The following is a 24647-nucleotide window of genomic DNA, read 5'->3' as shown; positions in this document are numbered from 1 at the left end:
ATCCCATAACTTAGACAATAAAATAACAAATGAGTTATCCTTTCGTTTGGTTTAGGGAAGTTAATAATTTTAACTGTAAACCTGTTATATTTGCTACTTGAAAATCAAAAACAATACCATTTCTTAATATAAAACTTTTGGTATCTTTTTTGCGTACATATTAATATGAGATATCTTATATTTTTTTTACTAGTTCCGTTACTAACGTTTGGTCAGTCTTCGCTCGCTGAGGCAGAACAGTTGCTCAAAGAAAAAAAGTTTGCCAAAGCTGAGCAGATGCTTTCCGAATATATCAAAACACATAAAAATGACGTACAAGGTCTAGAACTTTTAGGAGATGCTTATGGTCATCAAAAAAAATGGGATGACGCGATTACCTTTTATAAAAAGCTCACAATACTTGAACCTAGCAATGCAAATTTTCACTACAAATACGGAGGCGCTTTAGGGATGAAAGCGTTAAGCGTTAGTAAAATAAAAGCGCTTGGGATTATTGGAGATGTAAAAGCTGCATTTTTAAAAGCCGCTGAGTTGGATGCCACTCATATAGATACACGCTGGGCTTTAGTGGAGTTGTACATGCAACTGCCAGGAATTGTAGGAGGAAGTAAGAGTAAATCTTTTAAATATGCCAATGAACTAGAAGCACTTTCAAAAGTGGATGGTTATTTAGCTAAAGGTTATATTTATGAATATGATGATGAGCCCGAAAAGGCCGAAAAATATTATAAACTGGCTATAAATGAAGGTGGTTCTCTAACCTGTTTTGACAAGCTGACAAATTTATATGAAAACTCAAAACAACCCGAAAAAGCGATTTCAAATTTAGAAGCATCTGGAACCAAACATCAAAGAAATGCGATGCATTATCAAATTGGAAAAGTCTGCGCCGAATATAATATTCAATTAGATAAGGGTGAAAAATGCCTAATGGTTTACATTGAAAATTATTCAGCTAAAGATGGTGTTCCTAAAGCCTGGGCTTATTACAGATTAGCTCAAATACAAAAGCATAAAAAAAATAAAGATGAAGCGCTTAAATGGGTAGACAAAGCCATAAGTAACTTACCGAAAATTAAAGTTTTTAAAGAAGAAAAGGCAGATATAGAACGCTTGTAAGTGATACTTTGTTAGATGTCAAATCAGCGTATTTCTATAAAATAAACTTCAGTTTTAGATTGAAAAAATAGTCGTGAGTTCTTCGTAAAACTACTATATTTGAAGGTCTGCAAAATATAAATAATGAATGTACATTTTATAGCTATTGGTGGAAGTGCGATGCATAATCTAGCTTTAGCATTACACAATAAAGGATATCGAGTTACAGGAAGCGATGATACTATTTTTGAACCTTCAAAATCAAGATTAGAAGCGAAGGGTTTACTACCAGAAAGCTTTGGATGGTTTCCAGAAAAAATTAGCTCAAGTTTAGACGCCATTGTTTTAGGAATGCATGCTAAAGCCGATAATCCAGAACTATTAAAAGCTCAGGAACTCGATTTAAAAATTTATAGTTATCCCGAATTTTTATACGAACAATCCAAACAAAAAACACGTGTCGTTATTGGAGGAAGTCATGGAAAAACGACCATAACCTCAATGATTCTGCATGTTATGCATTATCATGATCGAGATGTCGATTATATGGTTGGAGCTCAGTTAGAAGGCTTTGATGTCATGGTGAAGCTCACTGAAGATAATGATTTTATTGTGTTAGAAGGAGATGAGTATTTAAGTTCACCAATTGACAGGCGTCCAAAATTTCATTTATACAAACCTAATATTGCATTGTTGAGCGGGATTGCCTGGGATCATATTAATGTGTTTCCAACCTATGAGAATTATGTCGAGCAATTCTCCATTTTTGTAGATAGTATTGTTCAAGGCGGAAGCATTAATTATAATGAGGAAGATCTTGAGGTTAAAAGAGTTGTTGAAGCCAGTGAGAATCCTATTCGAAAATTAGCTTATCAAACTCCTGACTATCGTGTTGAAAACGGACAAACATTATTAGCAACTCCTGAAGGAGATTTACCTATAGAAATTTTCGGAAAACATAACCTTAATAATCTGGCTGGTGCTAAATGGATCTGTCAGCATATGGGTATTGATGAAGATGATTTTTATGAAGCAATTTCAACATTTAAAGGCGCCAGTAAACGTTTAGAAAAAATAGCAGAGAGTCCGCAAAGTGTTGCTTACAAGGATTTTGCACATTCACCAAGTAAAGTTGAGGCTACTACAAAAGCAGTTAAAGAGCAGTATGAGGACAGAACTTTGGTGGCTTGCTTAGAATTACATACGTATAGCAGTTTAAATGCCGAATTTTTAAACGAATATAAAGGTGCTCTAGATGCTGCTGATGTTGCTGTAGTGTTTTATTCGCCTCATGCTGTGGAAATTAAAAAACTTGAAGAAGTTACTCATGAGCAGATTTCCAATGCCTTCAAACGTGATGACTTAATTATCTACACCAATCCTGAGGACTTTAAAAACTATCTCTTTTCGCAAGATTTTAATGATAAAGCCTTACTACTGATGAGTTCTGGTAATTATGGCGGTTTGGATTTTGATGAGGTAAAGGACTTGATTACGTAAGTGTCGTTTCGGTTTGGCTAAGGATTTGTTTTTATTAGTAAAGCAATAAACATTTGTGTGTAGCGTTATTCTTGCAGTTAACCAAGCCAAACTATTCTATAGTACATCTTTACGTTTATTAATCAATTAACCTTAAACCAATTATTATGAAACGTATTTTGCTTTTTGTATGTACTCTTTTATTCGCTTTTTCTTGCTCAAATGATGATTCGACTTCACCAGAAACACTAGAGGCTAACTTTTATGCTTTAACAGTTGGAAATTCCTGGGTGTATAAAAATTATAGGTATAATATGAATACGCAACTTTACGAAGACACTGGTGTTATTGATTCTGTTAGTATTGTATCTACTGAAAACATATCTGGAGAAACCTACTTTAAATTTAGACGTTTAACTACGGGAAATGAAGATGGTATTACTTTTTGCAATCCAAATGGGGAACATTTTGAATATTTAAGAGAAGACAACGGAAACCTAGTTAGAAGTGATGGTAATGTTAAATTTACCAATAATGATTTTTCACTTCGGGTTTTAAGTCAGAACGTTTGGGGAATTATTGTAGAGCAATTAATTGAAGGAGAAAGTACGATGAATGTAGAAGCAGGAAGCTTTACCTGTGTCAACTCCGAACGTTATGCCTTATTATCACCAAACAATGATCCGTCTCCAGGATTAGATCGCTTTTATTATTCGGATGGTTTTGGATTAATTTACGACACGTCTTCCTATGTAAGCAATGATATACCATCAATTATTAGACGTTTAGACACGTATGTTATTCAGTAGTAAGCTGAAATCGTAATACCGTTATTAGTTTTTCAGGCGCTACTTTTCTAAAATCGGAAATATAGATTTCACGATGTATTTTAGACAGTCTTGAAAGCTTATGGACTTCAGCAAAGGCTTCCATAATTTGAAAGCTAGCAGGCTCATCGTCATAACTACCAATATGCATCATTTGAATACACTTCCCTTCGGAAATGGTCTCAAATTTAACTTGGTCTAAAAGAGGATTTGGCTTTTTCTTTTTTGTGACTTCAAGCATCTTGCTGAAGAATGTGTCATTCACAAAATCAGGTTGTCTTATCATTAAGGTAAACACCAGGTCGTCTTTATTAAGTTGGCCGTTGTAGTGTTTCTTAGCCTCGTCATTAATATCCCAGACACCTTCCAAAGGATACACCGTATAATCCGTATAACCTTTAGGTTGAGTTTGTAACGTTTTGAGATTCATTTTAATAGCATATGCGATGCTGTAAAGTGCTTCAATGTGCTTTTTAAAATGGTCTGTATTTGGGTTGCCTTCACCACTAATCGTAACAAATTTAAAGTCAGGAACATCTATAACTTCAGGTTTTGATTTAGGTAAATAGATGTTTTTTTCTGTCTTACGCCATTCGTGTTTCATAGCACTACCATATTTATAACGTATCTAAACTTCTAAATGTTTTTTAAAAAAAGCAATGGTTCTTTCCCAGGATAGATTTGCTGCATCTTTATCATAACGAGGTGTTGTATTGTTATGAAATCCATGATTTACACCAGGATAAATATAAGCCTCATATTCAATAGTATTAGCTTTTAAAACAGCTTCAAAAGCAGGCCATCCAGCGTTAACTCTTGAGTCTAACTCTCCGTACTGTAATAGTAAAGGACTCTTTATTTTAACAGCGTCTTCGTCAGAAGGTTGTCTGCCGTAATAAGGTACTGCAGCGCCTAAATCGGGTAGACGTACAGCCATCATATTAGAAATCCAGCCACCAAAGCAAAACCCTACGACACCAACTTGACCATTACAGTCTTTATGAGATTTGAGATACGTATAAGCCGCAATAAAATCTTCAAGCATTTCATTTCTATCACGTTTCTTTTGTAAGGTTCTTCCATCATCATCATTCCCAGGGTATCCGCCTAAAGGTGTTAAGGCATCTGGTGCTAAACTTATAAAGCCTTCTTTTGCAGTACGTCGACCAACATCTTCTATGTAAGGGTTTAGACCTCTATTTTCGTGAACAACCACAACACCAGGTAACTTTGTTGTGATGTCTTTTGGTTTGGATAACAAACCTTTTATGGAGCCTCCTCCCTTAGGAGAATCATAGTGTATGTAGTTTGAATCTAATGTTGGGTCATCAGGTTCAACCAGTAAATTATCTATATAATTTGGAGATATAAAGCTTAAAAGTGATGCAACTGTAACTCCACCAACAGCATATAGCGATAGTTTTTCAACAAATTGCCGACGATTAAGTTTGTTATGCGCATAATCATCATATAAATCGAAAACCTCTTGACTGATATGTTCTTTTTTTAATTCTTTCATGATTTCTAGGTATTAAACCATTAATTTACAAATTATTAAATACGTTATCTAAAAATTGTTTAATACTTTCCTGATTTGATTTTAATAATTCTTCCCTTGCATTATTGATGTCTTTAGGTTTCTTGTCTTGCGAGAGCTTAAACTTTCCTTCCCAATTTGAAATCGTAATTTCAAACATTGTAATGTAGTCTAAGTTTCTGTCTAACCTAGGGTTTTTAGGATCTAAGATGTATTTGTGATTCGGAGCTTCTAAAAATTCAGTCATAGTAATCAATGACTGCTTTAAAGATGCTTTACTTTCAATAGCTTTGACATGTCCTTTGAGATGTACCTTGATGTAATTCCAGGTTGGTAATTGAGTAGTACTGTAAATACTGGGTGAAATGTAACATTGCGGACCTGAGAATATCACAGTAACATCATTATCATCTTTTAGTAGCCTCGCTTGAGGATTGTAAATATCTATGTGGCCAATGAGTTTTCCAGAATCAAAGATTAATGGTAAATGACTAATAAAAGGCGTGTTGTCAGCAATAGAAATTACTGTAGCTAACGGATAAGCTTTAATGACTTCAATCATGTGATTTTGGTCATTATCTTGATGATGAGGTGGCGGATATTTCATAAGGCCCATTATGTTAAAAGCGTATTGTGCTTTAACTTGTTTTTATTAGGTTTGATTTACTGTTATACGCCAAATTGTCTAAAATGATGATCTAAATGTTTATACTGCATTTGTCCCCATTGATCGGCTGTGAAATAGCCAAATCCAGGATGAGGTTTCCATTCGGTCTTATCACGATGCGAATAGGCTTCATTGATAAGTTCGGTCAATTTTCTTTTTTCAGTGCTAAAATCTTTGTCCTCTTTAGGTTTTAAAAACTTAGCTGTAGGAAGGTTTTTTCTCCATGATTTATCATTATATAATGATTTTTTGAAAAAAACCTTTGCGAACCAATTTGGCTTTAATCCGTAATCATTTTTTTCTAACATGATGTTTAACGGACCTTGACAATGCCATGTCATCTGACCAACATTCATTTTTCCCCAATTGGCCTGAGCAGCCTCATCGAGTTGTTCTAATCGGTTCATGATTTCTTCATGTGTTTCTTGTTGAAATAAAGATTTCATAATTGTATAGTATTTTTTCTATATAATGATTTAAATTTATTGACAAGAAAGTTACAATATATATTTTTATAATATGACAAAAAAAGCAGCTACGTTTTCAATAAAACACTGGTCACAAGATGATCAACCGAGAGAAAAATTAAGAGACAAAGGCAAGTCAACCTTGAGTGATGCCGAATTATTAGCAATTTTAATTGGTTCTGGTAATAAGGAAGAAAGTGCTGTTGCTTTAAGCAAACGTATTTTGGCCAGTGTAAATCATAATCTTAATGAACTTGGAAAACTATCATTAAAGCAACTAATACAATTTAAGGGTATTGGAGAAGCTAAAGCTATTTCGATTACTGCAGCCATGGAATTAGGTCGACGTAGGCGAGGAGAAGCAGCTATAGATAAACAAAAAATTAACTCAAGTGTTTCAGTTTTTGAACTTATGCAACCTCTCATTGGAGAATTACCTCATGAAGAATTTTGGATTATTTACCTTAATAATTCTAATAAAGTAATTCAAAAACACCAGTTGAGTAAAGGTGGTATTACAGGCACATTAGTTGATGTACGTTTGGTTTTTAAAAATGCTTTAGAGTTAGGAGCAGTGGGTTTAATTTTAGTTCATAACCATCCATCGGGTACATTAAAACCAAGTGAAGCAGATAAAAATTTAACCCAAAAGTTAAAAGGTGCAGCGCAAAGTTTAGATATTAAAGTTTTAGATCACCTTATTGTCACCGAAAAAGCATATTTTAGTTTTGCCGATGAAAATATCTTGTAATAAAAAATAAAAACTTGCTATTAGTTTATACTCATAAAATTACTCCAAGACTTAGATATACGTTTAAGCATTTGTGTACCCGAATTTTGGGAGTTCCTGTATCGTTTACAACCACTATTGAAGAGTTTATAGCGCACGACAGTTTAAAAATGTCTTATACAAAACAGCCTTTGAGTAATGAGGTTTTTATAAGAAATCACGATTTACTTTTTGAACAGGGATTATCAGATGTTGATATCAATGTTCAAAGCTGGAACCACACTAAATGTTTTTTTCCAACAGGAGAAAAGAGTGCATTGCCATTCGATATTTTTGCTGCATCGTTTTATTTATTGAGTCGTTACGAAGAGTATTTGCCGCATGTAAAAGATGAGTACGGACGTTTCACAGCTACAGAAAGTCTGGCATATAAAGAACATTTCTTAAAGCAGCCTGTGGTCGATATTTGGGCTTATGAACTCAAAAACCTTTTAGAACAGCGGTTTGAAGGTTTTACATTTCCTAAACGTAATTATAAAATAGCTCCTGTGATAGACGTACCAATGGCATTTTATTTTAAGCAAAAGGGATTGTTGCGAACTGTTGGAGGTGCTCTTAACGATTTATTTCAACTTAAACTAAGACGTTTTTACCAACGCTTCTTGGTATTATTTGGTTTTAAGCGTGATCCCTATGATACCTTTAAATGGATTATTAATAAGCAAAAACAGTTTAAATTTAAATTTGTTGTCTTCTTTTTAATTGGCGATTATTCAACTTATGATAAAAATATTAACATCAATAAAAAGAAGTTTGTCTCACTTATCAAGTCTGTCGCAGATTATAGTAAAGTCGGTTTAAAAGTGTCCTATTTTGCTTTAGACGATATTTCTATCCTAAAAAAAGAAAAGAAAAAAATAGAGAACATAACCAATTATGAGTTAGAGTCTACAAGGCATTCATTTTCAAAAATTAATCTTCCTACATCCTATCGAAATTTAATAGAATTAGAAGTAAAGCAAGATTTCACAATGGGATACCTTAACCAAACAGGATTTAGAGCTGGTACATGTACGCCGTTTTTATTTTATGATTTAGATTATGAAACACAAACACCATTACTTGTCAATTCATTTCACTGTATTGATCATGCCCTTTTAAAACATCAGTCGCAATTAGATAAAAAACAAGAGTTGCAACGATTAATGAGTTCGGTTAAGCAAGTAAACGGAATATTTACACCGGTTTTTCATAACTATTCCTTCGGAAATGAGCCTAAATGGAAAGGCTTTAGAAAATTATTCACACAAATATTAGAATCGGTAGATGAAGGAAAAAGAGATTAAACACGTTTTTTTTGATTTAGATCATACACTTTGGGATTTTGACAAAAATTCGGCCCTAACGTTTGAAAAGATTTTTGAAGTTCATAAGCTCAATATAGAATCTGCCCTGTTTTTATCAGTGTATGAGCCTATAAATCTTAACTATTGGAAACTTTACAGAGAGGAAAAGATAGATAAAGTAAGTTTGCGATATAAGCGCTTAAAGGATACATTTGATTCTATTAATTATAAAGTGTCTGATGATATTATAAACAAGCTTTCTGATGATTACATCACATACCTAACAACCTTTAATCATCTTTTTGATGATACCATAGAGATTTTAGACTATTTAAAACCCAACTACAAACTTCATATCATTACGAACGGGTTTGAGGAGGCACAACAGAAAAAAATGGATAATGCTAATATCACTCATTATTTTGATACTATAACCAATTCGGAAGCGGCTGGCGTTAAAAAACCAAATCCTATAATATTTAATCATGCTTTACATCTTGCAGACGCAATTCCTGAAGAAAGTTTAATGATTGGAGATAATTACGAAGCTGATATTTTAGGTGCTGAAGCCATAGGTATGGATGTCATTTTATTCAATTATCATAATGACAATGCAGACAAGCATATTAAGCAAGTGAAATATCTCAGTGAGCTGAAAAATTACCTATAACATACTTAATCTGTATCTTAGTCGTTGTTATACTAAGTTATAAGCATTATGAAAACATTAAATTTCGTTGTCTATTGTCTTTTGTTTTTCTGTGTTATGCTGGTAACATCTTGTGTTAGCGATACCGATTTTGAGCAGGCTGAAGATATTTTACCTACACCAACTTTTGAATCTAGTTTGATTTTCTCAAACTTAACAGCATCCAATTTTGTTGATAGTGAGACACAGCAAGAAGTTGTTGTGTTGACTGATACAACACGTTTGGAATATATTAATTCTGATTTTTTTGTAGATCAACTTTTAAAAACTAACCTGACATTTCAATTCACAAATAGCTTAGATAGAAATTTCAATATTGATTTCGAATTTGTTAATGATGCTGACGAATTAAAGTATTTAGCTCAGGTACAAGTACCATCAGGTCAAATTGATAACCCAGTTTTTGTTGAAGCTAACTTTCTAATAGAAGAGCCAGAGCTGAGTACATTTGAAGATGCTACAACTTTGATTTATAAAATTACATTACCTCCAACTACAGCACCAATAGAAGCTGAAACACAAGGCCTTTTGAAATTAGAATCAAAAGCCACTTTTTATTTTGAACTCTAAGTGAATGCGTAAAATCACTTACATAGTATTATTTTTAGGTGTATGGGTTCACAGCCAGAATAAAGAGTTGCTATACGATTTTAATGATGTGCCACAAGCGCTTAACCAAAATCCGGGCGCTTTAGTGACCTTCGATAAACACTTTGGTATTCCATTACTTTCGCAAATTCATTTCAACTTTGGGAGCTCAGGTGTGTCTGCCTATGATATTTTTAAAGATGATGGAGTAAGCATCAATACTAAAATTAGTAATGTTATCATGTCATTATCCAATCGCGACTATGTAGCGTTCAATCAACAGTTAGATATCATAAATGGTGGATGGCGAAAAGATGAAAATACCTATTTTTCCTACGGAATTTACGAAGAAGCGGATTTTATCTCCTATATCCCTAAAGATATAGCAGTATTGCTATGGGAAGGTAATGCCGATTATATCGGACGCTCATTTTCATTAGGTGATGTTAACTTTAAAGGCGAGCTATTATCAGTATTTCACTTCGGTATAAATAAAAAGCTTAGTAAAAAATTAACCGTAGGTGCAAGAGGTAAAATTTATTCTAGTATAGCCAACGTGAACAGTACTAATAATTCAGGAACTTTTACAACTCGATTGAGTAGCACAGGAGATAATATTTATGAGCATGTGTTTCAATTTTTAGACGGAACCCTTCAAACATCTGGTATTGCGTCTCTTTTAGAAGATGATAATTCAGACTTCAGTAAAGACATTAAAACACTCCGGAAGCGTGTATTATTTGGTGGGAATTTGGGACTTGGGATAGATTTAGGTTTTACATATCAACCAGAAGATCAACATGTGATTACTGGAAGTTTACTCGATATAGGAGCTGTTTTTCACTCTAAAGATGTTGAGATGTATCACTTAAATGGAAGTTATACAACTGAAGGTATAGGTCTGGTGTTTCCTCAATTGATTAATGAAAATGGAACGACCCCTTACTGGGAAAATTTAGAAGATGAGTTTAATGGAAGTATTAAAATCGACACCTTAAAAAGCAATTATACGACCTGGCGCTCTACTAAGTTTAATGCGTCTTATCGCTATAACTTTGGAAAGACTAGTGGTGATGACTGTGATTGCTACGCTGGAAGCAAACCATATCTCAATAGTGTTGGTTTACAAGTGTTTTCCATATTTAGACCACAACAACCTCAGTTTGCAGCTACCGCATTTTATTACAGGCGTTTATTCGATTTTTTAAAACTCAAAGCGACTTATACAGTAGATGACTTTTCGTATCACAATATTGGTTTTGGTGCTTCAATGCATTTTGGTAATTTTAATATGTACCTCATGGGAAATAATTTGTCTGAATTACAAAATATTTCTAGAGCACAAAGTGTATCTTTACAATTTGGAATGAACTTAATTTTTGATTCAGATGAATAAATTTTGCTACCTATTATTACTTTTATTGATTACGCAATCTTATGTGACTGCTCAAAACTCTGTTAACGACTACAAGTATATTGTTATACCTAAACAGTTTGAATTTCAGAAGTATGAAGATCAATATCAACTTAACTCGCTTACCAAATTTTTATTTAATAAATATGGATTTACCGCTTTTTTTGAAGACGAAAGTGTGCCAGCTGATTTAAATCAAAACCGATGTTTAGGATTGAAATCTGTAGTTAAAAAGGTTAAAGGTTCATTTTTGAGAACTAAGGTTCAAATTGATTTAAAAGACTGTAAAGGCAATATCGTCATGAGCTCTCAAATTGGTGATACCAAAGAAAAAGATTTTGCAAAAGCATATAACTTAGCCATAAGAGAAGCATTTCAAACTTTTCAGTTAATGGATTATTCATACGTGCCTAATGAAAATATATTGCAAGAGTCAACGACATCAATAGCCGTTAAGATGTCCGAAGAAAAAGAACGTGAAGCTCAAAATGAAATTGAACGTTTAAAAAAGGAAGTAGAAGCACTAAAGGAAAAAGAAAAACTTGAAGCGGTTGAGGTTGAAACTAAACCGACTGAGGTTACAAATAGTGAACCTAAAAAGGAAGACACTAAGAAAGCAGTAGAAGCATTACAACCTATCGAAGCTGTTGATGCAGTAAAAGAAGATATGTTGTATGCTCAACCTATTGTTGGCGGATTTCAAGTGGTAGATACTGAACCTAAAAAAGTGATGATTTTACTGCACTCTGGAATTCCAGATACGTATCTCGTTCAAGGAAAAGATGCTATGGTTTATAAGCAAAAAAATACCTGGGTTTATGCTGAAAATGATGGAAAAAACCTTGTTGTTAAAGGTGTAAATCTGAAATTTTAATAATCATATTTATCTTTCCAGCGGGCTTTTAAAAATGCTCTTTGTGCCTGTTCTCTTGTATTGTTTCCTGGTTCATAGAGTTTGGTGTTTTTAATTTCATCAGGCAAAAACTCATGCGCCACAAAATTATTTTCATACTTGTGAGCATATTGATAATTATCACCATAGCCCAATTCTTTCATAAGTTTAGTTGGTGCATTTCTTATAGATAGTGGTACTGATAAATCACCCGTTTCTCTAACCAGTTGCTGAGCTTTTCCTATGGCTTCATAAGCAGCATTGCTTTTAGGAGAAGTCGCCAGATAGGTGGTACACTGACTTAATATAATTCGAGATTCAGGATGTCCTATGACCGACACTGCTTGAAATGCATTGTTTGCTATAACCAAAGCTGTCGGATTCGCATTACCAATATCTTCACTGGCTAAAATTAATAAACGTCGAGCGATAAATTTCACATCTTCACCACCTTCAATCATCCTTGCTAACCAGTACACTGCAGCATTTGGATCACTACCTCTTATCGATTTGATAAATGCCGAGATAATGTCATAGTGTTGTTCACCAGTTTTGTCATATCTCACTGTATTACTTTGAACACGTTTAGAGACTATATCATTGGTGATTATAATGTCCTCATTTTCATCAAATGAGGTCACTATAAGTTCGAAGATATTTAGAAGCTTTCTGGCATCGCCTCCCGAAAGTCTTATCAAAGCTTCAGTGTCTTTAAGTTGTATTTTACGCTTTGATAATTGATCATCGGTTTTAAGCGCTCGATGCAATAGGGCTTCTAAGTCACTTTTCTCAAAAGAATTTAAAATATACACCTGACAACGTGAAAGCAGTGCAGGTATGACTTCAAAACTCGGGTTTTCTGTTGTGGCTCCAATTAAGGTGACCCAACCTTTTTCTACAGCTTGCAACAGTGAATCCTGTTGAGATTTACTAAAACGATGGATTTCATCAATAAATAGAATCGGATTTTTTGTGGTAAATAGTCCGCCACTTTGTTTGGCTTTATCGATAACCTCTCTAATGTCTTTAACACCAGAGTTTATAGCACTTAATGTGTAAAACGGACGCTTAGATTCATTAGCAATAATTGTTGCTAATGTCGTTTTTCCAGTACCTGGTGGTCCCCAAAAAATCATTGACGCAATCACTCCTTGTTGTAACTGCTGAGTTAAAACACCAGTTTTACCAACTAAATGCGACTGACTCAAATAATCGTCAAGGGTTTGTGGACGTAATCGTTCTGCTAAAGGTTCGTTCATAATGTAAAATTACAAAAAACGATGTGACAATATTTCATAGTTTTGATAAATGGAGAGCAATTTGCTAATTAAGTTTTTAATATGAGTAATAATCAACAGCAATTTAGATATTCTACAGGAGTCATTGCTTATCCTTTGTTTTTTGTACTTTCTATATGGATTGTATTTTGGATACAGGTACGCTTTTTTCCGTCCATTAAGCGATTAGGTGTTTACCCTCAAAAGCTTGAAGGTCTTCTAGGAATAATTACAAGTCCGTTTATCCATTCCGATATAGAACATTTGTATCATAATAGTATTCCTCTGTTTATACTGTCTGTAGCCTTATTTTATTTCTATCGAAAAATCTCATGGAAAGTAATTCTCTATGGCATATTACTTTCTGGTTTATTTACATGGATTATTGGGCGACCAGCTAACCATATTGGTGCCAGCGGATTGGTATATGTTTTAGTGAGTTTTATTTTCTTTAAAGGCATTTTTGCAAAGCATTACAGATTAGTGGCTCTATCTTTAATTATCGTTTTTCTCTACGGAAGTATGATTTGGTATGCATTTCCTGTTAAAGAAGGAATGTCTTGGGAAGGTCATTTAGGCGGTCTTATTTCAGGATTTATATTTGCACTAATATTCAGAAAAGCAATCGCTAAGCCTGAACGCTATGTATGGCAACAGCCCGATTATAATGAAGATGATGATCCATTTCTCAAACATTTTGATGAAGATGGAAATTTTATTGAAAACATTGAGCCCGAAGTAGAGGAGGAGCCACTTTCCGAAGAACAACATCCTAATATTACGTATACGTTTAAGGAGAATAAAGATTAGCGACGTTGTCTTATAGCTTCATATAAAAATGCACCACAAGCTACAGAAACGTTTAAAGATTCTATCTCGCCAAGTAACGGAAGTTTTGCTTTTTCATCTACCACTTTTAAGACAGAAGGATTAATCCCTTTTCCTTCAGAACCCATTATTATGGCACATGGTTCGGTAAAAGAAACATCATAGATGGTGTTATCAGTTTTTTCGGTAGCAGCAATGACCTTTATTCCACTGGCTTGCATGTAAAACACAGCGTCTTTAATATGATCTACTTTGCAAATAGGCATTTTAAAAAGCGCACCAGCACTGGTTTTAATGGCGTCTCCATTTACTGGAGCACCTCCTTTTTTCTGAATTATAATACCCGAAACACCAGTACATTCAGCCGTGCGAACAATAGCACCAAAATTACGAACATCACTTAGTTGATCTAATAATAGAAATAAAGGCGTTTTTCCAGATTCTATAACCTTAGTTACTAAGTTTTCAATGCTGTGAAAAGTAATTGGTGCAATTTGAGCAATAGCGCCTTGATGGTTCTTTTTAGATAGTCTGTTTAGTTTTTCAACAGGAACATAAGAACTATTCAAGCGTTCTTTTTTTAAGAGTTGCTCTAGTTCTGAAAATAACTCACCTCTAAGCCCTTTCTGTAAAAATATTTTGTCAATATTTTCACCAGATTTAATAGCTTCAATAACTGCTCTAATACCAAAAATGGTAGTTTCTTTTTCCATGGCTCAAAGGTATAAAAAAACCATTCTACTTTTAGAATGGTTTTAATCAATTCTGTATAGTACTAATGCTTGATTATTTTTTTACTTATGCGTTTATGTTTAAAATGTATTTGTAAAAAATATACTCCAGATTTTACTGCGGAAACATCTATAGAATTACTTAATGTCACCTCATGAACTTTCTTGCCTAAAACGGAATACAACTCCAATTTATCTACAGGATATTGTGATGTGATATGGATGTAATCGGATGCTGGATTAGGATAAAGAGAAATAGAACTTATATCAATATCTGTAGTGCTTAAGTTTTGACACGCTGTAATATTAGGGTTAAACTCAAGTGGAGGACTAGGGCTGAGGTCTCTTCCTGCAAATGCTGGGAAATCAGGAGCATATTTTGTTGCTCTAAATAAAGAATTAATACTTGGTCTTTCGCCTCCTTGCATACTAGCCGTTCCATCTACGCCATCGATAGGGTTTATGTATTCCCAAACAATATTTTCGTTGTCATCAATTTCAAAAATTTCTCCAAATCTGCCTTCGCAAACTAATGTGTTGCCGTTGGGTAAACGTTGCGCACTACTCAAAATAGAGGAGTAAAACTCTGAAGGATCCGTAGATTGGTCAGAGTAGGAATAATCACTAGATGTTGGTCCGTATGCTGTATTGGTAGTGTAGCTGTAAAATCCGGGAGAGGATGTAGGTGGATTTACTATGAGAACTTCAGAATATTCTGGAGTTCTTCCATTACCATTATTAAAAATCATAAGTTTTCCAGCGTCATTCAGACCATCTGGGATATAATGCGGATAATGTTGTCCGTATAAAACTCGGTCTGTCTCAGAACCTTGACGATATGCCTGAGGATTTCCCCACCGATATAAAAAATCTCCGCCACGTCCATAATTACCACCAGAATCTGTTGCAGCTTCTGCAGTAGTTGTAGAATGGTCGATGATATAAATTTCACTCAAATTACGTGAACTGATTACAATTTGATCTAGATTTTGATCGTATTGAATTGAATTAACATGCAGCCAGTTTGAACCACCATTGCCACCATTTAAAAAGTTGATGTCCAGCTTTCCAGGAGTTAAAGCAACATCTCCAAAGTTAGCTTTAGTATTGTCAAAATCTTGAATTAGATGATCTTTAAAGTTCCATTCCCAAACAATATTACCTTGATTGGCGCCAATGGGTTCAACTTCAATTATTTGTTCGTTAAAAAGTCTGCTTTGACTTAATAAATTTGGATCTCTTCCAGCAGCTATAGCCTCAGCTTCAGTAAGTACAGTAGCTGCAAGAATTAATATGTTGCCATTTGTCATTGGAAATACATCATGATGCTGTCTGAATTCATTGGTACTGTAAGTGTATGACCATATAATATTTCCGTCCCAATCAAACAGTTCAATAATACCACCTAAACCTCCAAATATAATGTTGCTACTTCCGTCTTCTAGTCGACCGGCTCTAAGCAAATTTCCGTTGGGTAAAAGGTATACAGCATTTCCGGGTAAATAAGAACTATTCCATTCGTTAATTACTTCACCACAATTATTAATGAGGTAAGCTTTCGTGTGAATGCTAATAAGCGTATAAGCTTCAAAAGCTTCTTCAGTTATAGAAACAGTTCCTACAGTATTTTGAGCAACACTTAAGCTAGAGATAAATAGTGAAAAACCAAACAGTAGCTTTTTTATCATAATTACAGTTTTAAGCAGTTTAACAAATGTAACATTTCTATAATTGAGAAGTGTTTTGTAGTTAAATCGTAAAGAATAAAAATAAAAAAAGCCTCTTATATGAAAGAGGCTTTTTAAGCTTATTTAAAATGAACGATATTATTCATTACATAAATTAATTGCAATTGGACCAGCAGAAGCTCCAGCAGCACCAGATGCTACTAAGTTACCACTAGGTGCATAAATCTGGAATGACATTTCTCCCCAGAAATCACCAGCGAAAAAGAAATCGGCAGATTCAGTTCCTTCAGGAATTTCAAAAGTTTGAGTACCACTACTAAATTCTGGAACACAGTCATAACCAGGATCTTCGTATGGTGTACAAAGTCCTAACTCAATCACTTCTCCAGTATTTAAAGTAATGATAATTCCTGGTCCACCACCATCTCCGGTAAGTGGTTGCCATCCATCACCATAAGAATCGGCCATATCTACCGACCATGTTCCTGCTGGAGGAGGAGCGATACAAACTACAGTAGATCCAAATGTATGATCAGCAGACTGATTATCAAAGTTAGCACTAACATCACTAAAGGTGCCATCTTCATTAGTAAACGCTAATCTATAGCTAAACACATCACCACCTTCTAAGGCTGTTTGTGGTAAGCTTAGCGCAGCTAAAATATCAGCTCCGTTATAATTAATTGTTACTTCAGGATTTGTACCACCATTATCAAAACTTGATGGATCAATTGAATACAGTAAAGCTTCGTCTGCAGTTGTTGTTAATCCTGCAAAACTTACAAATACTGATAAATTTGTAACGTCAAAGCCATCATCTAAAGAAAATAGTTGGTATGTCTTTGAGAAACTAGAAGAGGCTGGATCTAACTTATTGATGTTAGTTGAACCTTCAGAACTAATTTCTGTTGCAAATGGCTGACCTGTCACATTAAGATCATCGAAATCAACAGGTAATTTGTCATCATCTGAGCATCCAGTAATTCCTACTGAAATGAGCACAGACATAAAAATTGTTTTTAATATTCTATTTTTCATAATTTAATTTTTTATTGAATGAAACCTGCAGGGTTATTATCCCAAAATACTTGTACACCTAAACCAGGTTTTTGATTGATGTTCGGGTTTCTATCTACAGATACACTTGGATATAAAAATGATCTAGGGAATTCTCCTGTACCTAAATATGTAGGTTGTAAATTGATAGGAGTACCAGTTCTTCTGTAAAGGTTGTAACCTTCAACACCATTACCATACATAGCAATCCAGTATTCTTTAGCAATTACAGCCATTCTTTCGTCTGGTCCTGTAGCAGCATCATATAAAGATAAAACTTCAGCTACGTAATCATCAACATCACCACTGTCAGGTACATTGTCAAAAGAACCTGGATTAGGAAGTGTTCCCATCACAGTTGATATAGAATTTCTAACACCTTCTTCAAGCATAGCACGAGGATCATCAGTAGTTCCTAAGTAGATAGCAGCTTCAGCTCTCATAAAGTATACAAATGAATTCATCATTATTGGCCAGATTCCTGCACCATTTAGTCCATCTCCGGCATCAATACCAGAAGCTTGTCCGTCATCAAAAATACCTCCAGCTGGATACGTACCAAATGTCATTCTTTTATCATTATCAGGTGGAATACCATCATTTTCAGAATGATCTCTTCCCCAATATCCATCACCTCTATCAAAAAGAGAACAGAATGGTAACGGAACTGCAGATATTGCATCAATAGGAGCGTAAGTGTCAGGTCGTGGATCATTCCAGCAATCAATCTCATTGTTTAATACAGCTGGATCAGAAGGGAAAGCACTCACTTGTCTGTAGATGTAGTATCTCAGTCTTGGATCATCAATTCCTTTTTCTTCTGTTAAAGCCCAAGCTAAGTAGTTAGGAATATACTCACCTGTATTAGCTGCTTCATACTCTTCAACATAATATTGGTGCTTACTTTGTGGGTTATTTGATGTTCCAGCTTGCCAGAAGAAATCATCTGAACTGTCAGAGATAAAATTATCTTCCATCAAAATGGCAGCAATACCAGCAGTAGCACCAGCTTCATCAACTAATCGTCTAGATAAATGATATTTTAACTTTAAACTATTAGCTAGACGTGTCCATTTGCTAACATCTCCGCCGTAGAATAAATCTGAAGCGTCTGGTGTTAAATCATCGTCAATATTACTAAAATCAACTAAAGCATCATTTAAATCATTAAAAGCTTGAGTATATACATCAGATCCAGCATCAACAGTTGGGAAGTTGTCTCCTCCATTTAATGCATCTGAGTAAGGAACATCACCAAAATAATCTACAAGTGTCATCAATGTATACGCTCGCATTATTTTTAATATTCCTAAATGTTGAACTCTTCCTGTTTCAATAAGAGTAGGTTCAATTTTGCTAATTTCGTTAAGGATATCAGTGTATGCGATTGTCCACATGCCACTCAGGTTAACATTAGCATTGTTGAAGTTTACCTGATAAGTGTCAAACATGTACTCTAAACGTACAGCTTCTCCACCTGCTTCGGTAGCTTCTTCAAAAAATTCTGATAAGCTATATGCTACAAAATTTAAATTTGTATCTGGGTCTAGGCTTTCAGCAGAAGGTAAGTTAGGGTCAACTAACAAATCTAATTCTGTTGTTTCACATGATATGAATAAAATCAGTGATAACGCCCAAAATATTTTAATATTTATTTTTTTCATTGTTTTCTTTTTTTAGAATGTTACTTTAACGCTCATACCATATCTTCTTGAATTCCAAGATGTAAGATAATCAAACCCTTGTGAATTCCCTACACCTAAACTGTTAAGCTCTGGATCATAATTAGTTTCTTTAGGAACATTGAATGCTCTAACGAAAAGGTTTTGACCAGCTAAAGTAAGTGATACGTTTCCAAATGGTGTTTTGTCTAACCATTTTTTAGGTAAATTGTAGCTTAGAGAAGCTTCTCTTAATCTGATATGAGATGCATCATAAACTAATAATTCATCAACACCAAAACCAATATTGTTAAAATAAGCTTCAGTAGCAGTTAATTGAATATCATTTGGTAAGCCAGTACTTTGACGTACACCAGGAAGGATGATTCCTTGAGAACGATCAAAATCTCCAACAACACCTCTACCTACTAAGGCACCTACAGTAGTTGCAAGAATATCTCCACCACTTTGGTATTCCCACTGCATGTTAAATGTCCAGTTTTTATAGCTAAAGCTATTATTGATAGTTGAGAACCAGTCTGGGTTTGGATCACCGATGATTCCGTTTTCAGGATCTTGAATCCAGTATCCATTTTCATCAACTAAACGATTTCCTTCGTCATCTCTTAATATACGAGTTCCGAAGATGACACCTAATTGCTCACCATTGATTGCTGCGTTAGCTGGTGTTGAAAAGATACCACCATAAAGAATTTGCTCACCATCATCTAAACCTTGCACTTCACTTTTGTTTTGTGAGAAGCTACCAGAGATTTTCCAGTTGATGTCATCAGTTCTAACAGGTGTGATATCAGCTGTGATTTCAAAACCTTTGTTGATAACATTACCAATGTTTGTGAATTGACTAGTGTATCCTGTTTCAGGTGCTAGAGGTCTTAAGATAATTTGATCTTCAGTATCTCTGTTGTAATATGTAAATTCAAATCCAACACGATTGTCTAATAATCTTGCATCAACACCAAATTCGAATTCTTTTGATAATTCTGGTTTTAATGCAGGGTTTGGTAAGAAGTTAGGAACACTAGTTGTTGTTGTTCCATTTCCAGCAGCATTTTGGAAAACGTTAGGTACTAAAGATGTTACACCTCTTGTATTATAAGGACCAGGGAAACCAGGAGAGGTTCCGTAACCAGCTCTTAACTTTAAATAGTTTAACCCATTAGTAGATCGGATACCTTCAAATGCACTTGTTGGAATAAATGAAGCACTTATTCCTGGTGAGAACTGAGATCTATTCTCTGTTTCTAGGGTAGAAGTCCATTCATTTCTTAATGATGCATTAAGATATAAGAAACTTTTGTACCCAACAGTTGCAGAAGCGTATAATGCGGCATTATTTTCTTCACTAAATTGTTGGTATGCAGTATTGTTACTAGCGAATAGTGTACCTTCAATGATTGTACTTGAGTTGACAAAATTTAAGTGATTTTGAAGACCGAATATAATTTGGTCTCTACTTTCAGATCCATCTCTTGTGAATTCTCTTCTTTGAGTTGTTGCACCTACAGTAGCTTGTAAATTAAAGTCCTCAGATAATTGAGCATCAATGTTTGCTAATAATGAATGATCCCAAATAGTAAATCTAGACGATGTCGTTTGTAAATAACCATTTGGATGAATACCATCATTAGCACCTTTATTGATAACTCTCATGGTTCTGTCATTAGTGTTATCAATACCAAGTCTGTAACTAAGCTTTAGCCAGTCGGTAAAATCATAAGAGGTAATGAAGTTACCAAATACTCTATTTGTATTGTTTTCATCTTTAGTATTATCAACTACCCAAAGTGGGTTCATACGATCGTTTCCACCTCTGTACCATAAACTTTCACCTGTTGTAGGGTGTTGGTAAGGTGTATCTAAGGTAACACTACGTGGTACGTATAGTACATTCCATACAGATGCAATACCACCTGTACCTGCAGTAGAAATTGATACATCACTACCAGTAGAAGCATCAGTAAAAGGTGATACTAAATCGGTAACAGCAAAACTAAGTTTACCACTTACTGTAAATTTGTTATCCATTTTATAAGATCCACCAAGTGAAAAGTTATTTCTATTTAAGCTGTTTCCAGGTATAAAAGATTCATCATCAACATGACTGTACGCTAAACTAATCGTTCCTTTATCTCCAAGTCCACCAGCAACAGTTACAGATGTATTAGAAATAACTCCAGTTCTGAAAAAATCTTCCTGGCTATCAATAGGTCTGTATGGAACAGTAGGTGAATCTAGCTCAGGTCTGTTAGGAAATAATACTGAAGGTTCAACTCCAAAATTATTTAAGAGCATAGTTCTAAATGCATTGTCAATTGTTTCTTGACTACTAAATGGTGCTCCCCAATTACTAAAGAAAGGACCATACACATTTTGGAAACCACCACCATAAGTGTCTTGGTAATCTGGCAAGTTAATTTCATTAAAAAATACAGATTGACTAACTGTAACTTCAGTCTTTTTTGATGCTTCATTACCTGATTTTGTTGTAATTAAGATTACACCATTTCGTCCTTCTCCACCATATAATGCTGTAGCACTTAAACCTTTTAAGATACTAACACTCTCAATGTTGTTTGGGTCTATATCTGCAAATCCACTTCTAACGTTTCCAGATTGAAAGGCAGATGAACTTGAAGATTGGTTTGCTCCACCTGTAGAACCATCAAAAGGAACACCGTCAACAATAAATAACGGTTGGTTTCCACCAGTAATAGAAGAGAAACCTCTAATAATAATGTTAGATCCACTTCCTGAAACACCTCCAGTTCCTGTGATTCTAACACCTGCAGCTTTACCACGGAGAATTTTACCAATATCGGTATCTGCTTTTTGTTCTATATCTTCACTAGAAACAGTAGAAACAGCATAACCTAATGCTTTTTTCTCTTTTCTAATACCTTGTGCAGTTACAATAACCTCGTCAAGCACAGAGGCATCCTCCTGCATTGTAACATTTATGGTGTTGTTAGCACCGACGGTTACAGATTGGTTTTTCAAACCTACGTAGGAGAATACTAATACATCTCCTTGGTTAGCATTGATGGTGTATTTCCCATCAAAGTCAGTTTGAGTACCATTTGTGGTTCCTTGCACCACAATGTTAACTCCAGGAAGGGGTAGGCCTGATACGTCAGACACGATCCCTGAAATCGATTTTTCTTGCGCAAAGCATATTTGCACAGCGAACACTAGAATTAGTGTCAAAATTCCATTAAACTTTGTTTTCATACTTTAATTAATTTGAATTAGTCTCAACCAAATATCTTAATTAAATGTTAAGAAAACAATATTATGTGTTAAAAATTTAAGATATTTTTAATCATTCTTAGTAATGGTTTTTATGGTTTTTTTATAAAAACTTGATTAATAGAAAATAAAGAGGCTTAATTATATCAAAACCTTGTAGTTAGACTCAAGTGTATTTTAGAATCAGATAACCTGAATTTTTGATTTTCAGTTTTTCCACTTGTATAATTAAACCGAAATAATCCTGCCTTTGTGAGCAGGCCAAATCCGAACCCAAACCCAAAGAGTTTTTCCTTTTGATTTGCGATTTGATTTTCAAAATAGGCCGCATCAATTACTGAGTGTATATATATGGTGTTGTTTAGTTTGTATCTATACTCTGTATTGAGTACAGCATATAGATTAGCAACAAGACTATTTTCTTCAAAACCTCTGATGGAATTTATCCCGCCAAACCGAGGTAGTTCGTTCTCCAAATAACTATCTGAAACTAAATATTGAGAACTTACCCTTGTGTAAATGCTGTTTTTATCATTTAAATTAAAAATTTTAAATGTATTCAGAGAGAAATTAGCTTGACGCTCATCTGTGTTTTCGTAACTTCTATTTCCAAATCCAGTGCTAATATCAAACACAAAGTTTAAAGGAAATAAGAAATCATAATTTTGTCTTCTAGTGAAAGTGTAATTTATGAGGTATTGATTGGATTTATAATCGGTAATTGTAGCGGTACTTAAGTCTAGTAAATCTGTAGAGGTTACAGTGTTTATTCCTGCAGAAACAACATGTTTGCTGTTAATTTGGTAGTTGATTTTTGCAGCCTGGCTCACGGTGATAAATGACGAATCTCTTTTGAAAATATTTAGGTTTAAATCCACTCCTACTGGAGAGTTAAATATATATGGTGCATTTAATTTTAAATCAAATGTTTGTTGTTCGTTTTCATCACTCTTGTACAAGAGTTTTAACGACTCGCCATAATTAAGGTTATTTGTTAGATTCAGGTCTAAATAACCATCAAACTCAATTTTATTTGTCGTTTCATTTGTTCCAAAACCTAAAAAGCCATCAAAAGTATTACTTCTGGCTTTTTCAATATACATATATAATATGGTAGAATCTTGAGTAAAAAGCACTTCGGGATCTTTAATTTGATTGGCAAAAACTAAATCATTTAGAGCAGCTGTTTTTTCTTTTATCTTTTCTAAGCTGAAAGTTTGTCCCGTTTTGATTTTTAGATAGCGTTTTACGAATGACTTTGGAAATTTTTCATAGCCTTTCAATATGAGTTGGTCTATAGTTCTCGATTTTGGGTCTGAAATCGACAATGAGCCACTCAGTGTGTCCTTGCTGATTTTTGTAATATTATTTAGTGTTAGTGAACTAAAGGGGTTGCCGCGATTTGCTATTTCAGAATTGATAGATTGTAATGTGCTTTCTACATTTTCAATAGGAATAATTAACTGTTGTTTTTTGTTTAAATAGCCCGTTAATTTTAAGATTGACAAATCGACTAATCCACGATGTTCGACAATGATAGATCTGTATTTTTGTTTTAAACTGAAATTTGCTACATAGGAAGAATCGTTATTTTTTTTTAAATCTATCAACTCGTTTTCAATATAGCCTATAGAAGTTAATCTTTTATGAAGGTTTTTAACTTCAAGGTCAAGTGAGGTGAAGTTTTGAAACACACTTTGATATCCTAGAGAGTCAATTGTTTTAGTTTCTTTTTCTGAAGCACCAATAGCAGTTAAAGATAAATTTTGGGCAAACAATTCCGTAGACCATAATATATATAGGAGTAGTAAAAAAGGACTAATTTTTCTTGACATTAATAGAAATATTATTCAAATCTAACGGAAATTAATCAGTAAAAATATCTGACACTAAAAATAAATTGTAAAACTTTGAAAAATTAATCGTTATGGGTTTGAATAATTGATATTTATTTCTACCTTTGCAGCCCTCTAAAGAGAGGGTTTAATAAAAATTATATAGTAATATATGCCAACAATTTCACAATTAGTACGAAAAGGAAGAGCCAAAATAACCAAGAAGAGTAAATCGGCTGCTTTAGATTCGTGTCCACAAAGACGTGGTGTGTGTACTCGTGTTTACACGACGACTCCTAAAAAACCTAACTCAGCAATGCGTAAGGTAGCAAGGGTTCGTTTAACAAACGGAAACGAGGTTAATGCATACATCGGTGGGGAAGGACATAATCTACAAGAGCACTCGATAGTATTGGTTAGAGGTGGAAGGGTAAAAGATTTACCAGGAGTTAGATATCACATCGTTCGTGGTGCTTTAGACACAGCAGGTGTTGCAGGTAGAACACAACGTAGATCTAAGTATGGTGCAAAACGCCCTAAGAAGTAA

General features: G+C 34.3%; 22 protein-coding genes. 11 read left to right on the top strand and 11 right to left on the bottom strand.

What is annotated here, in order from left to right:
* Positions 1–165: 165 nt before the first annotated feature.
* From H7350_RS12935 to H7350_RS12925, 3 genes are all read left to right on the top strand, one after another.
* On the top strand, positions 166–1119 hold the full coding sequence (locus tag H7350_RS12935) for a tetratricopeptide repeat protein (RefSeq protein WP_204346339.1): 954 nt from the start codon (positions 166–168) through the stop codon (positions 1117–1119).
* Positions 1120–1242: 123 nt separating this feature from the next.
* The gene (locus H7350_RS12930) at positions 1243–2598 is read left to right on the top strand and encodes a UDP-N-acetylmuramate--L-alanine ligase (protein WP_204346338.1); all 1356 of its coding nucleotides are present in this window, start codon (positions 1243–1245) and stop codon (positions 2596–2598) included.
* A gap of 146 nt (positions 2599–2744) precedes the next feature.
* On the top strand, positions 2745–3386 hold the full coding sequence (locus tag H7350_RS12925; RefSeq protein WP_204346337.1) for a hypothetical protein: 642 nt from the start codon (positions 2745–2747) through the stop codon (positions 3384–3386).
* Here H7350_RS12925 and H7350_RS12920 read toward each other — a convergent pair.
* The 4 genes from H7350_RS12920 to H7350_RS12905 form a co-directional block, all read right to left on the bottom strand.
* Positions 3376–4008, bottom strand: a complete 633-nt coding sequence (locus H7350_RS12920) for a GyrI-like domain-containing protein (protein ID WP_204346336.1) — start codon at positions 4006–4008, stop codon at positions 3376–3378. The two genes, H7350_RS12925 and H7350_RS12920, sit on opposite strands and share 11 nt — an antisense overlap.
* Before the next feature lie 24 nt (positions 4009–4032).
* Complete coding sequence (locus H7350_RS12915) at positions 4033–4923, bottom strand: dienelactone hydrolase family protein (RefSeq protein ID WP_204346335.1); 891 nt, start codon at positions 4921–4923, stop codon at positions 4033–4035.
* 25 nt (positions 4924–4948) lie between these two features.
* Positions 4949–5548: an FMN-binding negative transcriptional regulator gene (locus H7350_RS12910; RefSeq protein ID WP_204346334.1), complete on the bottom strand. Its 600-nt coding sequence runs from the start codon at positions 5546–5548 to the stop codon at positions 4949–4951.
* Between the two features lie 62 nt (positions 5549–5610).
* Positions 5611–6054, bottom strand: a complete 444-nt coding sequence (locus H7350_RS12905; RefSeq protein ID WP_204346333.1) for a DUF1569 domain-containing protein — start codon at positions 6052–6054, stop codon at positions 5611–5613.
* Between the two features lie 73 nt (positions 6055–6127).
* Between H7350_RS12905 and radC the strand changes: the two genes are divergently transcribed.
* The 6 genes from radC to H7350_RS12875 are packed head-to-tail and all read left to right on the top strand — an operon-like array spanning position 6128 to position 11736.
* On the top strand, positions 6128–6826 hold the full coding sequence (gene radC / locus H7350_RS12900) for a RadC family protein (protein WP_204346332.1): 699 nt from the start codon (positions 6128–6130) through the stop codon (positions 6824–6826).
* A 14-nt stretch (positions 6827–6840) separates the two neighbouring features.
* Positions 6841–8151: a polysaccharide deacetylase family protein gene (locus H7350_RS12895; protein ID WP_204346331.1), complete on the top strand. Its 1311-nt coding sequence runs from the start codon at positions 6841–6843 to the stop codon at positions 8149–8151.
* Positions 8132–8821 (top strand): YjjG family noncanonical pyrimidine nucleotidase, encoded by a 690-nt coding sequence (locus tag H7350_RS12890; RefSeq protein WP_204346330.1) that lies wholly within the window; start codon positions 8132–8134, stop codon positions 8819–8821. Before H7350_RS12895 ends, H7350_RS12890 begins: the two co-directional genes overlap by 20 nt.
* 48 nt (positions 8822–8869) lie before the next feature.
* Positions 8870–9430: a hypothetical protein gene (locus H7350_RS12885; protein WP_204346329.1), complete on the top strand. Its 561-nt coding sequence runs from the start codon at positions 8870–8872 to the stop codon at positions 9428–9430.
* Positions 9431–9434: 4 nt separating this feature from the next.
* Positions 9435–10844 (top strand): DUF5723 family protein, encoded by a 1410-nt coding sequence (locus H7350_RS12880; RefSeq protein WP_204346328.1) that lies wholly within the window; start codon positions 9435–9437, stop codon positions 10842–10844.
* A complete protein-coding gene (locus H7350_RS12875) occupies positions 10837–11736 on the top strand; it encodes a hypothetical protein (RefSeq protein ID WP_204346327.1) in 900 nt (299 codons plus the stop codon). Before H7350_RS12880 ends, H7350_RS12875 begins: the two co-directional genes overlap by 8 nt.
* On the opposite strand, the gene H7350_RS12870 is transcribed toward H7350_RS12875, so the two are convergent.
* Positions 11733–13013, bottom strand: coding sequence for a replication-associated recombination protein A (locus H7350_RS12870; RefSeq protein ID WP_204346326.1), 1281 nt, complete (start codon positions 13011–13013; stop codon positions 11733–11735). The genes H7350_RS12875 and H7350_RS12870 overlap by 4 nt on opposite strands.
* An 81-nt stretch (positions 13014–13094) precedes the next feature.
* Between H7350_RS12870 and H7350_RS12865 the strand changes: the two genes are divergently transcribed.
* A complete protein-coding gene (locus H7350_RS12865) occupies positions 13095–13841 on the top strand; it encodes a rhomboid family intramembrane serine protease (RefSeq protein WP_204346325.1) in 747 nt (248 codons plus the stop codon).
* On the opposite strand, the gene rlmB is transcribed toward H7350_RS12865, so the two are convergent.
* From rlmB to H7350_RS12835, 6 genes are all read right to left on the bottom strand, one after another.
* Positions 13838–14572, bottom strand: coding sequence for a 23S rRNA (guanosine(2251)-2'-O)-methyltransferase RlmB (gene rlmB / locus H7350_RS12860; protein ID WP_204346324.1), 735 nt, complete (start codon positions 14570–14572; stop codon positions 13838–13840). The two genes, H7350_RS12865 and rlmB, sit on opposite strands and share 4 nt — an antisense overlap.
* Positions 14573–14634: 62 nt before the next feature.
* Positions 14635–16278, bottom strand: coding sequence for an aryl-sulfate sulfotransferase (locus tag H7350_RS12855; RefSeq protein WP_204346323.1), 1644 nt, complete (start codon positions 16276–16278; stop codon positions 14635–14637).
* 138 nt (positions 16279–16416) lie between these two features.
* Positions 16417–17316, bottom strand: a complete 900-nt coding sequence (locus H7350_RS12850) for a hypothetical protein (RefSeq protein ID WP_204346322.1) — start codon at positions 17314–17316, stop codon at positions 16417–16419.
* An 11-nt stretch (positions 17317–17327) separates the two neighbouring features.
* Positions 17328–18998, bottom strand: coding sequence for a SusD/RagB family nutrient-binding outer membrane lipoprotein (locus H7350_RS12845; protein WP_204346321.1), 1671 nt, complete (start codon positions 18996–18998; stop codon positions 17328–17330).
* A gap of 12 nt (positions 18999–19010) precedes the next feature.
* Positions 19011–22247: a SusC/RagA family TonB-linked outer membrane protein gene (locus tag H7350_RS12840; RefSeq protein ID WP_204346320.1), complete on the bottom strand. Its 3237-nt coding sequence runs from the start codon at positions 22245–22247 to the stop codon at positions 19011–19013.
* A gap of 164 nt (positions 22248–22411) precedes the next feature.
* Entirely contained in the window at positions 22412–24100 is a 1689-nt protein-coding gene (locus tag H7350_RS12835; protein WP_235989345.1) for a POTRA domain-containing protein, read from the bottom strand.
* 172 nt (positions 24101–24272) lie between these two features.
* Between H7350_RS12835 and rpsL the strand changes: the two genes are divergently transcribed.
* A complete protein-coding gene (gene rpsL / locus H7350_RS12830) occupies positions 24273–24647 on the top strand; it encodes a 30S ribosomal protein S12 (protein ID WP_008269190.1) in 375 nt (124 codons plus the stop codon).

Origin of the sequence: Psychroserpens algicola (assembly GCF_014526325.1) — a bacterium.
In the GTDB taxonomy this organism is placed as follows: domain Bacteria; phylum Bacteroidota; class Bacteroidia; order Flavobacteriales; family Flavobacteriaceae; genus Psychroserpens; species Psychroserpens algicola.
The sequence above is the reverse complement of the archived record's forward strand: the minus strand, read 5'-3'. Positions and strand labels throughout refer to the sequence as shown.